Origin of the sequence: Lentzea pudingi, from assembly GCF_014646255.1 — a bacterium.
Taxonomy (GTDB): domain Bacteria; phylum Actinomycetota; class Actinomycetes; order Mycobacteriales; family Pseudonocardiaceae; genus Lentzea; species Lentzea pudingi.
Genome location: NZ_BMNC01000001.1, coordinates 159,680 through 174,757 on the forward strand (window position 1 = coordinate 159,680; position 15,078 = coordinate 174,757).

Annotated in this window: 12 protein-coding genes; all 12 read left to right on the forward strand. The window is 70.4% G+C overall.

Translation table 11 applies throughout. The features are described from left to right. The first annotated feature begins 363 nt into the window (after positions 1 to 363). The 12 genes from IEY88_RS00780 to IEY88_RS00835 all read left to right on the forward strand — a co-directional run bounded on the left by IEY88_RS00780 (position 364) and on the right by IEY88_RS00835 (position 15,002). A complete protein-coding gene (locus IEY88_RS00780; protein ID WP_189152596.1) occupies positions 364 to 3,036 on the forward strand; it encodes a helix-turn-helix transcriptional regulator in 2,673 nt (890 codons plus the stop codon). Between the two features lie 49 nt (positions 3,037 to 3,085). Next, entirely contained in the window at positions 3,086 to 4,087 is a 1,002-nt protein-coding gene (locus IEY88_RS00785; RefSeq protein WP_189152597.1) for a WD40/YVTN/BNR-like repeat-containing protein, read from the forward strand. Between the two features lie 83 nt (positions 4,088 to 4,170). Next, positions 4,171 to 4,806, forward strand: a complete 636-nt coding sequence (locus IEY88_RS00790) for a uridine kinase family protein (protein WP_189152598.1) — start codon at positions 4,171 to 4,173, stop codon at positions 4,804 to 4,806. A 118-nt stretch (positions 4,807 to 4,924) separates the two neighbouring features. Beyond that, the gene (locus IEY88_RS00795; protein WP_373294024.1) at positions 4,925 to 5,713 is read left to right on the forward strand and encodes an alpha/beta fold hydrolase; all 789 of its coding nucleotides are present in this window, start codon (positions 4,925 to 4,927) and stop codon (positions 5,711 to 5,713) included. Positions 5,714 to 5,774: 61 nt separating this feature from the next. Continuing rightward, positions 5,775 to 6,740 carry a helix-turn-helix transcriptional regulator gene (locus tag IEY88_RS00800; RefSeq protein ID WP_189152600.1) on the forward strand — a complete coding sequence of 322 codons (966 nt, stop codon included), beginning with the start codon at positions 5,775 to 5,777 and terminating at the stop codon, positions 6,738 to 6,740. After that, positions 6,737 to 7,708: a helix-turn-helix transcriptional regulator gene (locus IEY88_RS00805; protein ID WP_189152601.1), complete on the forward strand. Its 972-nt coding sequence runs from the start codon at positions 6,737 to 6,739 to the stop codon at positions 7,706 to 7,708. Before IEY88_RS00800 ends, IEY88_RS00805 begins: the two co-directional genes overlap by 4 nt. Positions 7,709 to 7,726: 18 nt before the next feature. Further along, complete coding sequence (locus tag IEY88_RS00810; protein ID WP_189152602.1) at positions 7,727 to 7,999, forward strand: bacteriophage holin; 273 nt, start codon at positions 7,727 to 7,729, stop codon at positions 7,997 to 7,999. Continuing rightward, entirely contained in the window at positions 7,992 to 8,282 is a 291-nt protein-coding gene (gene tatA, locus IEY88_RS00815; RefSeq protein WP_189152603.1) for a Sec-independent protein translocase subunit TatA, read from the forward strand. The genes IEY88_RS00810 and tatA overlap by 8 nt, the downstream gene beginning before the upstream one ends. Positions 8,283 to 8,393: 111 nt before the next feature. After that, positions 8,394 to 9,302 carry a twin-arginine translocase subunit TatC gene (gene tatC, locus IEY88_RS00820; RefSeq protein WP_189153471.1) on the forward strand — a complete coding sequence of 303 codons (909 nt, stop codon included), beginning with the start codon at positions 8,394 to 8,396 and terminating at the stop codon, positions 9,300 to 9,302. Next, complete coding sequence (locus tag IEY88_RS00825; protein ID WP_189152604.1) at positions 9,299 to 10,159, forward strand: diacylglycerol/lipid kinase family protein; 861 nt, start codon at positions 9,299 to 9,301, stop codon at positions 10,157 to 10,159. Before tatC ends, IEY88_RS00825 begins: the two co-directional genes overlap by 4 nt. A 46-nt stretch (positions 10,160 to 10,205) precedes the next feature. Then, entirely contained in the window at positions 10,206 to 12,050 is a 1,845-nt protein-coding gene (gene htpG / locus IEY88_RS00830; protein ID WP_189152605.1) for a molecular chaperone HtpG, read from the forward strand. 210 nt (positions 12,051 to 12,260) lie between these two features. Next, positions 12,261 to 15,002: a DEAD/DEAH box helicase gene (locus IEY88_RS00835; RefSeq protein WP_189152606.1), complete on the forward strand. Its 2,742-nt coding sequence runs from the start codon at positions 12,261 to 12,263 to the stop codon at positions 15,000 to 15,002. The last annotated feature ends 76 nt before the right edge of the window (positions 15,003 to 15,078 follow it).

A 15,078-nucleotide genomic window follows, 5' to 3' on the forward strand; every position in this document is an offset into this window, starting at 1 on the left:
CGAAATGAGACGACCCGATTGCCGAATGTGCTGGATCTGTCAAGAGAGTTGACATCGTGGTGACGTCACGCGAGTCTCCAAGAGGAAGGGGAGGTTCGCGAATGATGCCGTCACGTATTACTTCCACAGGAAACCCACGTCTTGATTGGCGGATTCTCGCCATAGGGTTGTGAATGCCTCACTTGCATCGTTCCCGACTGTGCTCACAGGACAGGAAAACAAGTGTCGTGCACACCTCTCGGCGAGAATCTCACGTGGGATCGCCCAGCTGATCTGCCCGTCTCACTCCCGTTGCACGGACGTGACGAGGAAACCCGGAGGATAAGACGGTTCATCCTGGCGGCGGAATCCCAGCAGGCGCGAATGCTCGTGGTGGCGTCCCCGGCGGGCACGGGCAACACCAGGCTGGTGGCCGAGGGCGTGGCACTGGCCTCGGCCCGCGGCTTCTCCACGATCGACCTGTCACTGGGCGTGTTCCCGGCGGACGGCCCCCACAGCGTGAGCGCGCTGACCGCCCAGATCGAACCGCGGCTGGTCCAGCGGCTCCGGCACGGCCCGGTGCTCGTCACGCTCGACGACGCCCACCGCACACCGCCGTCAGTCCTTGGCGCCGTGAGCACGGTGATGGCCAAACTCAAGGGCTTGCCCGTGTGCTGGCTTCTCACCGTGCACGCCGAACACTTCGCCACGGCCGCGAACGAGATGCTGCAGGACATGGCGCGCGTTCTGCCGTGCGACTGGCTTGAGCCCCTCACGCCGCTGTCGGACGACGCGGCGTTCGCCATCGCCGCCGACCTGCTGGGCGCGGCACCCGACCCGGACATCGCCTCGCTCGTCGGCAGCGCCGGCGGAACCCCGGCCGGGGTCGTCGAGGTCGTCCTGGACCTGGTGCGGGACAACGACGTCCAGGTCGTGGGCGGCGTCGCCCGGCTGATGGCGGGCCCGCTGGACCGCGGCATCGCCTGCGCGGTGTCACCGGAACCGGCCGGGCAGCTGCCGGCGTCGTTCCGGCGGATGATGGGCGAGCGGCTGCACGGGCTGTCGCCGCAGGCGCAGGACGTGCTCCAGGTCGCGGCGGTGCTCGGCAGCGGCTTCGCGCCGGAGGACCTGGCGGAGATGCTGGGCGAGCCCGTGGCCGTGCTGCTGCGGCCGTTGCGGGAGGCGCTGGCGGCCGGGTTCCTGCGCGGGGGCGGGCCTGAGTTCGTCTTCCACCGCGAACCGGTCTGGCGGGCCGTGCTGGGTTCCGTGCCGGAACCGATGCGGTCGGCGTTGCACCGGCAGACCGCCACGATGCTGCAGGGCCGTGAGCGTCAGGACGCCGTGTCCGTCGCCGTGCATCTGGTGCACTGCGCGCGAACCGGGGACGCGCGGGCCATCGGCGCGGTCGACGAGGCGGCGCAGAGCCTGCTGCCGGACTCGCCGGAGGCCGCCGCCGCTCTCGCGATCAACGGCCTGCGGATCACCGAGCCGGGCGAGCCGAACCGGACGGCGCTGGGCGTCACGGCGGCCGCCGCACTGGTGCGGATGGGCAGGCTCAGCCAGGCCGTGGAGCTCTCGCGCGAACTGCTGCACCCCGACGACCCGGGCCACGTGCAGTCCGCGTCCGTGCTGCGCACCTGGCAGACCATCGCGCAGATGCTGCGCGGCGACGCCACGACGGTGTGCACGGTCGGCCTGGAGGTCACCGAGTCGGCCGCGCACGGGCACGACCTGTCGCCGGAACTGTTGCTGCTCAACATCCTGTCGCTCTACAACCTCACCGCCGCGATCGGCATGGCGGACCAGGTGCTCGCGCAGTCCTGCCAGTACAGCTCGGACGTGCTGGCCGCCGCGTTCACCGTGCGGGCGATGGCGAGCTGGCGCGAGGGCGGCCTCGACGCCGCGATCGAGGCCGCCGACGCCGCCGTGGTCGTGCGCGACGAACTGACCAGGATCTGGCAGAGCGATCCACTGTGGACGAAGGTCTGGATCCTCACCAGGCTCGGCCGTCTCGAGGAGGCGCTGGCCGCGGTGGACGAGGCGTGCGGCACGGCGGAAGCGCACGGAACCGGTGTGATGACGTCGGTCCCGCTCACGCTGCGCGCGGCCGTCCTGCTGGCCCAGGGGGATCTCGCCGCCGCCGAGGCCGCCGCGACCACCGGACTCGCGGCGTCCGAACTCGCCGAGATGCCGTTGTTCCAGCCACAACTCGGTGCGGTGCTGGTGCTGTGCGCGCTCCGCAGGGGCGACCTGGTCACGGCCACCGACGGACTGCGCCGGCTCGAGGAGTCGATCCCCGCCGGGCAGTCCCACCCGTGCGCGGTGACGCTGCGGCTGATCGCGGGCCAGGTGGCCGCGGCCAACGACGGTCCAGCGGCGGCGATCGACGAGATCCGCCCGTTCGCGGAGGACCCCGGCCTGCGCGTCCAGCTCCTGCTGGAGGCGCCCACGGCGACCGCGTGGTGCGTGCGCACCGCCATGGCCGCCGACGACCACGCCCTCGCCGGCCTGCTCGTGAGCACGGCCGAGGACCTGGCCCGCGTGAACCCGAAGCACGACTCGGTGGTCGTGGCGGCCGCACATGGCAGCGCACTGGTGAAACAGGACGTCGCCGTGCTGGCGGAACTGCGGGACAGCTGCACCGACCCGTGGACGAGAGCCTCTCTCGCGGAGGACATCGCCGCCGTGCACCTCGACTCCTGCCGTGAGCGGGCGGTCGAGGAACTCAACCGCGCACTGGCCGGGTACGACGAGATCGAGGCCGAACTCGACTCCGCCCGAGTGCGCCGCACGTTGCGGCGGCTCGGCGTCCGGCGCCGCCGCACCACGACGAGGCGCGCGGACGAGCCCGAACCCGAACCCAGGCCGCGCACCGGCTGGGACAGCCTCACCGGCACCGAGCAGAAGGTCGCCCGCCTCGTCGCGGACGGGCTGACCAACCGCCAGGTCGCGAAAGAGCTCTTCATCTCGCCGCACACGGTCGGCTTCCACCTGCGGCAGATCTACCGCAAGCTCACCATCGGGTCGCGGGTGGACCTCGCCCGGATCGCGCCCTGACCGCCGATCGGGGGTGGGAAGCGATCCTCGGCTCGACCAGAGTGGGCGCATGAGGAGCATCGCGGCGGCACTCGCCGCCCTTCTGGTTCTGCCCGGGGTGGCGTCCGCGACGGACACCTACTGGGAACTGAAGCCGACCGGCACGGACGCCCGCCTGCGGGGCCTGTCCGCCGTGTCCGGTCAGGTCGCGTGGGCGAGCGGGTCCAAGGGCACGGTCCTGCGCACGACCGACGCCGGCCGGACGTGGGAGTCGGTCGGCCCGCCCGGCACCGAGGCGCTGGAGTTCCGCGACATCGAGGCCTTCGACGCGCGCAACGCCGTGGCGCTGTCGATCGGGGAGGGCGAGTCGTCCCGGATCTACCGCACGTCCGACGGCGGCAGGAACTGGCAGGAGGAGTTCCGCAACACCGACCCGAAGGCGTTCTACGACTGCGTGGCGTTCTTCGACCGGTTCCGCGGGCTCGCCCTCAGCGACCCGGTCGACGGCAGGTTCCGGGTGCTCCGGACGTGGGACGGCGGCCGGTCGTGGCACGTCAACGACCCGAAAGGCATGCCGGACGCGCTGCCGGGCGAGTTCGCGTTCGCGGCTTCCGGGCAGTGCGTGACGACCAGCGGCAACCACGCGTGGATCGCGACCGGCGGCGGCGCGAAGGCACGGGTGCTGGAGTCGCGGGACGGCGGCCGGTCGTGGAAGGCGAGCGAGGTGCCGTTGCCGTCCGGTGAGGCGGCCGGGGTGTTCGCGGTGGCGTTCAAGACGCCGTGGCGCGGCGTGGCGATCGGCGGCGACTACCTCAAGCCGACCGACCCGACGCCGGCGTTCGCGACCAACGACGGGCGTGGCTGGAAGGCCGGGAAGCAGGCACCCGTCGGGTACCGGTCCGGCATCGCCTACCGGGGCGACGGGCTGGTCGCCGTGGGACCGTCCGGGACGGACACCAGCAGGGACGGCAAGACCTGGGAGGTCGCGGACACCGGGAGCTTCGACACCGTGGACTGCGTTGGACGCACGTGCTGGGCGGCAGGGGAGAAGGGACGTGTCGGCCGCACGTGAGACGGGCAGCCGGTGCGAAGGGCCACGTGGCTTGTGCGCGAGTTCGGCGGCCGGTGCGAGGCAGTACGGGAGAGGAGTGCCGGATGCGTCTGCACCCCGGTGAGACCGAGGCCGCGGGATGGCGCGTCGCGAAGCTGACCGACGTCGTGCGGCGGTTGCGCGAGGAGGGCGGCGTCACCGGGCGTCCCCTCCTCGTCGCGATCGACGGGCGCGGCGGTGCGGGCAAGTCCAGCCTGGCCGAACGGCTGCGGAAGGCCGTCCCCGACTCGGCCGTCGTGCACACCGACGACGTCGCCTGGCACCACGCGTACTTCGACTGGGGCGGGCTGATCGCGGAGAACGTCCTCGCACCCCTGCACCGCGCCGAGGCGGTGGCGTTCCGGCCACCCGCGTGGATCGCGCGCGACCGTCCCGGCGAGATCCGCGTCCCCGCCGGGACGGACGTCGTCTGGGTCGAGGGCACCGGGATCATCCGCGCGGAGCTCGCCCGGTGGCTCGACGCCTCGATCTGGGTGCAGGGCGACCTCGACGAACAGGAACGCCGGCTGGTCGCCCGCGACGGCGACTCCGCGGAGCAGCGGCGGCACGTCGCCGCCTGGCTCGCCGAGGAACTTCCTTTCCTGCTCCGCGAACGGCCGTGGACGACGGCGACCGTCGTCGTGGCAGGTACGAGCACTCTCGCCCACGATCCCGCGACCGAGATCGTCGTCGCCGTGTAACGCTCGCGAGCCCTGTGCCGAAAAAGCACGTGTCGGCCGCACGCGTGCGGGGTAACCGGCGTGAGTGTTCGAAGGTTTCTCGTTGCGTTGCAGGGACGTTGGCGAGGCCGTGCTCAGAGTGAGGACCGGCGGTGCAGGGCCGCCGGTTCTCCTCCTTCACGGCCATCCCCGGACCCACACCACATGGCACCGCGTCGCGCCGTTGCTCGCCGACGACTTCACGGTCGTGTGCCCGGATCTGCGTGGCTACGGCGAATCCAGCAAGCCCGGTGACTACTCGAAACGCGCGATGGCGCGCGACTTCGTGGAACTCATGCGCGGACTCGGTCACGAGAAGTTCGCCGTCGCCGGGCACGACCGGGGTGCCGCCGCGGCGATCAGGCTGGCACTCGACCACCCGGACCGCGTCACGCACCTCGCCGTGCTGGACGGGCTGCCGATCGGCGCCCACCTCGCCCGCGCGGACGCCCGGTTCGCCCAGGCCTGGTACCACTGGTTCTTCCTGGCCAGGCAGGAACTCGCCGCCGCGATGATCAACGAGAACCCGGACCTCTGGTACGGCCGCTACCAGGACACGCCCGACGCGATGGGCGTCGAGAACTGGGCGGACTTCCAGCGGGCGATCCACGACCCCGAGACGGTGCTCGCGATGTGCGGCGACTACCGGGCCGGGCTGGAGGTCGACCGCCACCACGACGACGAGGACCGGGCCGCGGGACGCCGGATCACGTGCCCGGTGCTGGCCCTCTGGTCGGCCAAGGACGACCTCGGCGAGCTGTACGGCGACCTGTCCGAGATCTGGGCCGAATGGGCCGACGACGTGCGGGTTCGTTCCCTCGACTGCGGGCACCACATGGCCGAGGAAGTACCTGTCGAACTGGTGCGCGAGTTGCGGTCGTTGTTCTGAACGGACCGTTGACGACAGGTGGTGATGAGGTTTCAGTGCGCGCACGCGTTAGGGTCTGTGCGTGGCCATCGCACGTGCCGAACGCCTCGTCAACCTGGTGTTGTGCCTGCTGTCGACCCGTCAGTACCTGACAGCGGAGCGCATCCGCGCCATCGTCCCCGGCTATCACGAAGCGCCGACGGACGAGGCGTTCTTCCGCATGTTCGAACGGGACAAGTCCGAGCTGCGTGATCTCGGCGTGCCGCTCGAGACCGGGCGGCAGACCAACGCCGAGGGCGCGGAGGACGGGTACCGCATCGCCCGCCGCGACTACGAGCTCGGCGACATCGACCTCGAGCCCGACGAGGCCGCCGCGGTCGCGCTGGCCGCCCGGCTGTGGGACTCGCCGCAGCTCACGGGTGCCGTGCACGGCGCGTTGATCAAGCTGCGGGCCGCCGGGGTCGACGTCGACCAGGACACGCCCGCGACCGTCGAGCCCAAGGTGCGGGCCAACGAACCCGCGTTCCCGCCGCTGCTGGCCGCCGTGCAGGCGGGGCAGGTCGTCGCGTTCGACTACCGCAAGCCGCCGCCGGGCGGGCAGAAGGAACGCACGGTCGAGCCGTGGGGCGTCGTCGCGTGGCGCGGCAAGTGGTACCTCGTGGGCTGGGACCGTGAACGCAACGACACACGGTGCTTCCGGCTCTCGCGCGTCGTGGGCACCGTCCGCACCGTGGGCAAGCCCGGCGCGTTCACCGTTCCCGACGGCACGGACCTGATGAGCCTCATCGCGCGCACGCAGGCCGATCCGCACCACACCGCGCCCGCCAGGATCTGGGTGGCCAAGGACCGGGCGCAGGGCGTGCGGCGGCACGCGAAGGTCGTCGAGGAACGCGACGGCGGCGACGTCGTCGAGATCGACCTGAAGTTCCCCGACTCGGCCGCCAAGTGGCTCGCCGGGTTCGGGCCCGACGTCGTGGTGCTGGAACCCGAGGTCCTGGCCAAGTCGGTCCGCGACCGCCTGCAGGGCGCACTGGAAGGAGCGCGGTGACCGCGTCGAACGAACGGCTGCCGCGGCTGCTCGCCCTCGTGCCGTACCTGCTCAACCGGCCCGCCATCACCGTCAAGGAGGCCGCGGCCGACTTCGGCATCACGCCCAAGCAGCTGCGCAAGGACCTCGAGCTGCTGTGGATGTGCGGCCTGCCCGGCTACGGGCCGGGCGACCTGATCGACCTGTCGTTCGAGGGCGAGACGATCACCGTCTCGTTCGACGCGGGGCTCGACCGGCCGTTGCGCCTGACCGCGGCCGAGGCGGCGTCGCTGCTGGTCGCGCTGCGGGCGCTGGCCGACACGCCGGGTGTGGTCGACACGGACGCCGTGCAGCGGGCGCTCGCCAAGATCGAGGCCGCGGTCGGCAAGGCGCAGCCGGCGGGCATGGTCGTCGGGCTCGGCGGGTTCGAGCGCGGGGAGACCGCGGAGATCCGTGCGGCGGTGCAGGACGCCGTGAAGCGCGAACGGGCCGTGCGCATCCGGTACTACTCGCAGTCGCACGACGCGATGAGCGATCGAGTGGTGGATCCGATGCGTCTGCTGCTCGTGGAAGGCCGCGGTTATCTCGAAGGATGGTGCCGCGCGGCCCTCGGCGTTCGGCTGTTCCGGCTCGACCGGATCGACGAGGTGCGGGTGCTCGACGAGCCCTCGTCACCTCCGCCGCACGCCCAGCCGACCGATACATCGGAGGGCTTGTTCCACCCCAGGGACGACCAGAAGGTCGCCGTGCTGCTGCTCGAACCGGACGCCCACTGGGTCGCCGAGTACTACCCCGTTGATCACTCGGCGGAGCTCTCGGACGGCCGCACGCGAGTCCTCATGCGTTACGACGACCCGTCCTGGATGGTCCGCCTGCTCCTGGGTCTGGGCGGTGACGTGCACGTGGAGAAGCCGGAGGAGCTCGCCGCCGAAGTGGTGCGCCAAGCCCGTGAGGCGTTGAGCCGGGCAGATCACCTGCTGTCCACCTGAGCCGTATAACGTGTGCTTGTGCCGTCCACACCGACCCTGGCGCTGATCGCGCTCGGCCTGATCGTCCTCATCGGGGGAGCGGTCCGAGTCATCCGATCCTTGCGTCGATTCGCCCGCGCCCGCACTCTGGTGGGGGACAGGGTCGGTGACGGCGTCGGCCTGCTCAAGGCGCGCACCGCGGCGCTGAAGGTGGCCATCGCCGGGCGGCGGCCCAAGGAACAGGCCCGCACCAGGGCAAACCCCGCGTACGATCGTCGTGGCGGGGGAGACAGGAGGATCACCAATGGGTAACCTCGGACCCACCGAGCTGATCATCATCGCTGTGGTGATCATTCTGCTGTTCGGTGCGAAGAAGCTTCCCGACATGGCCCGGTCGATCGGCAAGTCGGCGAAGATCTTCAAGGCTGAGACCAAGGGCCTGCGCGACCAGGACGCGGACGACGCGCCGGTGCAGCAGCAGCCCGTGCAGCAGCCGGTCCAGCAGCTTCCCCCGGCTCAGCCGCAGCCGGTCCAGCAACCCCAGGTCGCGCCGCCCATCGAGCAGACCACCCAGAACAAGGCCGCGAACAACTGACCTTGCGGTCTCTGACTTGTAAGGACGGTCGACGCGGTGGCAAGTCCGTTCCGGTGGGTCGCTGAACGCCGGGAACGCGGCAGGCGCCGTCGGGGCAACGCCGACGGCACGATGTCGCTCAAAGAGCACCTTTACGAGCTGAGGTACCGGCTCGGTCTGGCGATGCTGGTCATCGCCGTCGGTGCCATCTTCGGTTTCATCTGGTTCCAGGTGCGCCTCGGTCCGATCCCGTCGCTGGGCGACATCCTGACGGGCCCGTACTGCCAGCCGGACCTGGCGCAGTACCGGGCCAAGATCACCAACGACGGCACCTGCGCGCTGCTGCAGACCGAGCCGTTCGAGATCTTCATGGTGCAGCTGCAGGTCGGCACGGCGGCCGGCGCGGTGCTGCTCAGCCCGTTGTGGCTCTACCAGATCTGGGCGTTCATCACGCCTGGCCTCTACCAGAAGGAACGCAGCTTCGCCCGCGTGTTCGTCGCCGCCGGCGCGCTGCTGTTCGTCGCCGGCGCGGTGCTCGCGTACCTGGTGGTGCCCGAGGGCCTCAAGGTCCTGCTCGGCTTCGGTGGCGACAACTGGGTCACGGCGCTCACCGGTAGCAAGTACATCAACTTCGTCATCACGATGCTGTTCATCTTCGGCGTCAGCTTCCTGATCCCGCTGGTCGTCGTGATGCTGAACCGTGCGGGCGTGCTGTCCTACGAGCGGCTGGCGAAGTGGCGGCGCGGCCTGATGATGGGCCTGTTCGTGTTCGCCGCGATCGCGACGCCGGGCACCGACCCGATCTCGATGGTCGTGCTCGCCCTCGCGCTGGTGCTGCTGTTCGAGATGGCGACCCAGATCGCCCGCGTCCACGACAAGCGCAAGGCCAGGCTCCGCGCGGCCGAGGGCCTGGACGCGCTGGACGACGACGAGGCCGCGCCGTTCAACTACGTGGCCTCCGACGCCGACGGCAACGACCCCGGTGAGAAGGTCATCGCTTCGGATCCCCCGAAGCGCGTGAACTACGACGACGCCACGTGACGCGGGCGGCTTTGCTCGTCTGCCCCGCGTCGGGCAAGGGGCGGGCGGCCCGGATGGCCGGGTCGACCGCCGCGGCGCTGCGTCCCCACGTCTCGTCGTTGACGCAGCTGGTCGCGCACGACGCCGAGGGCACGCTGGCGATGGCGCACGAGGCCGTCGCCTCCGGGGTCGACCTGCTGGTCGTGCTCGGCGGTGACGGGGCCGCCCACCTGGGCATCCAGGCCGTCGCGGGCACGTCCACGGCGCTGGGCATCGTCCCGGCGGGCACCGGCAACGACCTGGCCGCGGCCATCGGCTCGCAGTCGGTCGAGGACGTCGTGCACGGCACCCGCAGGCAGCTCGACCTGGGGCGGTTGTCGACGGGGCAGTGGTTCGCGACGGTGCTGTGCGCCGGGTTCGACTCCGCGGTCAACGAGCGGGCGAACGCGATGCGCTGGCCCGCCGGCCCGCGTCGCTACGACCTCGCGATCGTCGCGGAGCTCGCGTCGCTGAAGCCGGCGCCGCTGGTCGTGGAGACCGAGTCCGGGACGGTCGAGCTCGACGCCACGCTGGTCGCGATCGGCAACACGCCGAACTACGGCGGCGGCATCCCGGTGTGCCCGGCGGCCGACGCCCACGACGGGTTGTTCGACGTCACGGTCGTCGCGGGCGGCAGTCGATCGATGCTGGTCCGGATGCTGCCGACGTTGCGCACGGGCAAGCACACCGACCACCCGGCCGTGCGGACGTTCCGCGCCCGTGAGGTGTCGCTGTCGGGTGGGAACGGCTGGATCGCCTACGCCGACGGCGAACGCCAGGAGGCCCTGCCGGTGACGGTTCGCACGGTTCCGGCCGCCCTCACCGTCGTGGGTCGCTAAGTTGTACGGCTGTTCGGTTCGTTTTTCGGTTCTTCGGTAGGGATTCATGGAGACGCTGGAGTTTCAGTCCGAGGCACGTCAGCTGCTGCAGCTGATGATCCACTCGATCTACTCGAACAAGGACACGTTCCTGCGCGAGCTGGTCTCGAACGCCTCCGACGCGCTCGACAAGCTGCGGCTGGAGTCGTTCCGCGACAAGGACATGGTCGTCGACGTCGACGACCTGCACGTCGTGATCGAGTCCGATCCGGCCGGGCGCACGCTGACCGTGCGGGACAACGGCATCGGGATGACGCGCGAGGACGTCGTGCGGCTCATCGGCACGATCGCGAAGTCCGGTACCGCGGAGTTCCTCAAGCAGCTCAAGGAACAGCAGTCGGGCGGCGCGTCCGACCTGATCGGCCAGTTCGGCATCGGCTTCTACTCGTCGTTCATGGTGGCGGACAAGGTCACCCTCGTGACGAAGTACCCGCACGCCGAGAAGGGCGTGCGCTGGGAGTCGTCCGGCGAGGCCACGTACACGATCGACGACGTGGACGACGCGCCGCAGGGCACCTCGGTCACGTTGCACCTCAAGCCGGCCGACGACGAGGACCGCCTGCCGGACTACACCGAGCCGGCGAAGATCAAGGAGATCGTCAAGCGCTACTCGGACTTCATCACCTGGCCCGTGCGCCTGGGCGGCGAGGAGATCAACTCCCGCAAGGCCCTGTGGGCGCGCCCGGCCTCCGAGGTGACGGAGGAGGAGTACGCCGAGTTCTACCGGCACATCAGCCACGACTGGAACGCGCCGCTCGAGACCATCCGCATGCAGGCGGAGGGCACGTTCGAGTACCAGGCCCTGCTGTTCCTGCCCTCGCAGGCGCCGATGGACCTGTTCATGCGCGACGGCAAGCGCGGCGTCCAGCTCTACGTGAAGCGCGTCTTCATCATGGAGGACTGCGCCGAGCTGATGCCGGAGTACCTGCGCTTCGTGAAGGGCGTCGTCGACGCGGCGGACCTCTCGCTGAACGTCTCGCGCGAGATCCTGCAGCAGGACCGCCAGATCCAGCTGATGCGCCGCCGCCTGGTGAAGAAGGTCCTGCAGTCCATCAAGGCACTGCAGTCCTCCCGTCCCGACGACTACGCGAAGCTGTGGGGCGAGGTCGGGGCTGCTTTGAAGGAGGGCCTGCTCTCCGACGCGGACAACCGCGACGCGATCCTCGAGGTCTGCTCCTTCGCCTCGACCGAGTCCGAATCCGAGCTCACGACGCTGGCCGACTACGTCTCGCGGATGAAGGACGGCCAGGAGCACATCTACTTCATGACCGGCGACTCGCGGGTGGCCGTCGAGAAGTCGCCGCACATGGAAGCCCTGCGCGCCAAGGGCTTCGAGGTGCTGATCCTGACCGACCCGATCGACGAGATGTGGGTCGACTCCGTCCCGGCCTTCGACGGCAAGACGCTCCAGTCCGTCGCCAAGGGCCAGGTCGACCTCGAGACCGACGAGGAGAAGTCGGCCAACGAGGCCAAGTCCGCGGAGTTCTCCGACCTGCTGACGTGGATGGGGACGTCGCTGGCCGACGACGTCAAGGAGGTCCGCCTCTCGACGCGCCTGACGACCTCGCCGGCGTGCGTGGTCGGCGACGCGCACGACATGACGCCGACGCTGGAGAAGATGTTCAAGGCGATGGGCCAGGAGGTGCCGAAGGTCAAGCGCATCCTGGAGCTCAACCCGTCGCACCCGCTCGTCGAGGGCCTGCACGGGGCGTTCGCGAGCGGCGAACGCGAGTCGCTGGTGGACACGGCGGAGCTGGTCTACGGGCTGGCGCTGCTGGCCGAGGGCGGTGAGCTGGCTGACCCGTCGCGCTTCGTGAAGCTGGTGGCGGACCGGGTGCAGCGCGCGTTCTGACGGTTCTGGTGAGGGGTGCGCTCTAGTCGGTGCGCGCCCCTCACCAGCGTGAACAGTGCTCTTCGTGTCATCTGGGACGCTCCTGGCCGACCTCTGTCACCTTCCCCGAGCAGGCTCCACGCACTTCGCAGTTCGCTCGATAGCGTCAGTGTTGACTGAAGTTGGTCAATGTCAGCGGCGATTGTCGGTGCGATGTGAAAGCCTGATGGGGTGTCAAGCGCTTCGCGGTCCCCGGCCGAGGCCTACGCCGAATCCCGGCGTCGTGCCGAACGGCCCAAGCTGACCGATTTCCTGTCCGTGATCTCGTTCGAGCTGGACCCGTTCCAGCGCCAGGCCTGCGAGGCCCTGGAGGACGGTCACGGAGTGCTCGTCTGCGCCCCCACCGGTGCCGGTAAGACGGTGGTGGGCGAGTTCGCCGTGCACCTCGCGCTCACCGAGGGCCGCAAGTGCTTCTACACCACGCCGATCAAGGCGCTGAGCAACCAGAAGTTCGCCGACCTCACCGCCAGGTACGGGCCGGAGAACATCGGCCTGCTCACCGGTGACACGAGCGTGAACGGTGGCGCGCCGGTCGTGGTCATGACGACCGAGGTGCTGCGGAACATGCTGTACTCGGGTTCGTCCACTCTGGACGGGCTCGCGTACGTCGTGATGGACGAGGTGCACTACCTCGCCGACCGCTTCCGCGGGCCGGTGTGGGAAGAGGTCATCCTGCACCTGCCGGAGCACGTGCAGGTGGTCGGTCTGTCCGCGACGGTCAGCAACGCCGAGGAGTTCGGCGAGTGGCTGGTCGAGGTGCGCGGCGACACGACCGTCGTGGTCGACGAGCACCGGCCCGTTCCGCTGTGGCAGCACATGATGGTCGGCAACCAGATGCTCGACCTGTTCGAGGGCGACCAGACCCACGCGCGGATCAACTCCCAGGTGCTGCGCAAGACCGAGGAGCTGGCGCGCTACCACGTGCCGTTCAGCCGCGGGCGCAACCGCAACGCGAACAGCGCCAGGGCGGGGCGCGGCAGCGGGTTCAAGCCGCCGTCGCGCACGGACATGATCCAGCGGCTCGACAACGCGTCGCTGCTGCCGGCGATCGTGTTCGTGTTCAGCCGGGCGGGCTGTGACGCGGCGGTGGCGCAGACGGCGCGGGCCGGGCTGCGGCTCAACACGCCGGAGGAGACCGAGGAGGTCCGCCGGATCATCGACGAGAAGACCCGCGACCTGCCCGAGGCCGACCTAGGTGTGCTGGGCTTCTGGGAGTGGCGCGAGGCGCTCGAGCGCGGCATCGCGTCGCACCACGCGGGGCTGCTGCCCGCGTTCAAGGAGACGGTCGAGGAGCTGTTCGTCCGCGGGCTGTGCAAGGTCGTGTTCGCGACCGAGACGCTCGCACTGGGCATCAACATGCCCGCGCGCACGGTCGTGCTCGAGAAGCTCGTGAAGTACAACGGCGAAGCGCACGTCGACCTCACGCCGGGCGAGTACACGCAGCTCACCGGTCGCGCCGGGCGTCGTGGCATCGACGTCGAGGGGCACGCGGTCGTCGTCTGGCAGCCGGGGATCGACCCCAAGGCCGTCGGCGGGCTCGCGTCCACCCGCACGTACCCGCTGCGCTCGTCGTTCCGGCCGGGCTACAACATGGCCGTCAACCTCGTGAACCAGCTCGGGGCCGAGTCCGCGCGCGCGATCCTGGAGCAGTCGCTCGCGCAGTTCCAGGCGGACCGCTCGGTCGTCGGGCTCGCGCGCCGCATCGAGCGCAACAAGGAGGCGCTCGCGGGCTACACCGAGTCGATGACGTGCCACCTGGGCGACTTCACGGAGTACGCGTCGCTGCGCCGCCGCATCGGCGACCGGGAGAAGCAGCTCGCGAAGCAGAACACGAACGCGCGCCGCATCGAGACGGCGAAGTCGCTCGAACGGCTGCGCAAGGGCGACGTGATCGCCGTGCCGTCCGGGCGCCGCAGCGGTCTCGCCGTGGTCGTCGACCCCGGCCTCGAGCCGATGGGCGAGGCGAAGCCCCTGGTCGTCACCGAGGACCGCTGGTCGGGCCGCCTGACCTCGGCCGACTTCCCGTCGCCGGTCGAGGTGCTCGGCCACATCCGGCTGCCCAAGCAGGTCGACGTGCGGTCGCCCAAGTCGCGGCGCGACCTCGCGTCCACGATCCGCAACACGGGCATCACCGTGCCGTCGCGCGGCCGCCGCCAGACCACGGCGGACGACGACCCCGAGCTCGCGACGCTGCGCCGGGCCCTGCGCTCGCACCCGTGCCACGGCTGCGACCAGCGCGAGGACCACGCCCGCTGGGGTGAGCGCTACCACCGGCTGCTGGCCGAGAACCAGCAGCTGGAGCGCAAGGTCGCCGCGACGACGCACTCGCTGGCCCGCCAGTTCGACCGCATCCGCGCGCTGCTGCGCGAGCGCGGCTACCTGAGCGAGGCCGAGGAGGTCACCGCCGCCGGCAAGCGCCTGACCAGGCTCTACAGCGAGTCGGACCTCCTCGCCGCGGAGTGCATCCGCAACGGCGTGTGGAAGGGCCTCAAGCCGGAGGAGCTGGCGGCCGTCGTGTCGTCGCTGGTCTACGAGGCGCGCCGGGACGGTCCCGTCGAGGCACGCCTGCCGCAGGGGCCGGTGGCCGACGCGATGCTCAAGACCGTGCGGCTGTGGGCGGAGATCGAGGACGACGAGCGCCGCCACAAGCTCGAACGCATCACCCGCCAGCCCGACCCCGGTTTCGCCTGGCCGGTGTACCGGTGGGCGCGCGGCGAGTCGCTGGAGAAGGTCCTCAGCGCCGCCGAGGCCGGGGGCAACGAGCTCGGAGCAGGCGATTTCGTGCGCTGGTGCCGTCAGGTGATCGACCTGCTGGACCAGATCCGCGAGGTGGTCGGCCGCCAGGACCCGGTCGGAGCCGCCGCCGCCAAGGCCGTCGACGCGCTCAGGCGCGGAGTTGTGGCGATGATGTGACATGAGCCTGACGAAGGTTTTGCGAGTCGGAGTAAAGACTGACGTGCACGGTGTGATTGGATTTCGCCGCAACGTC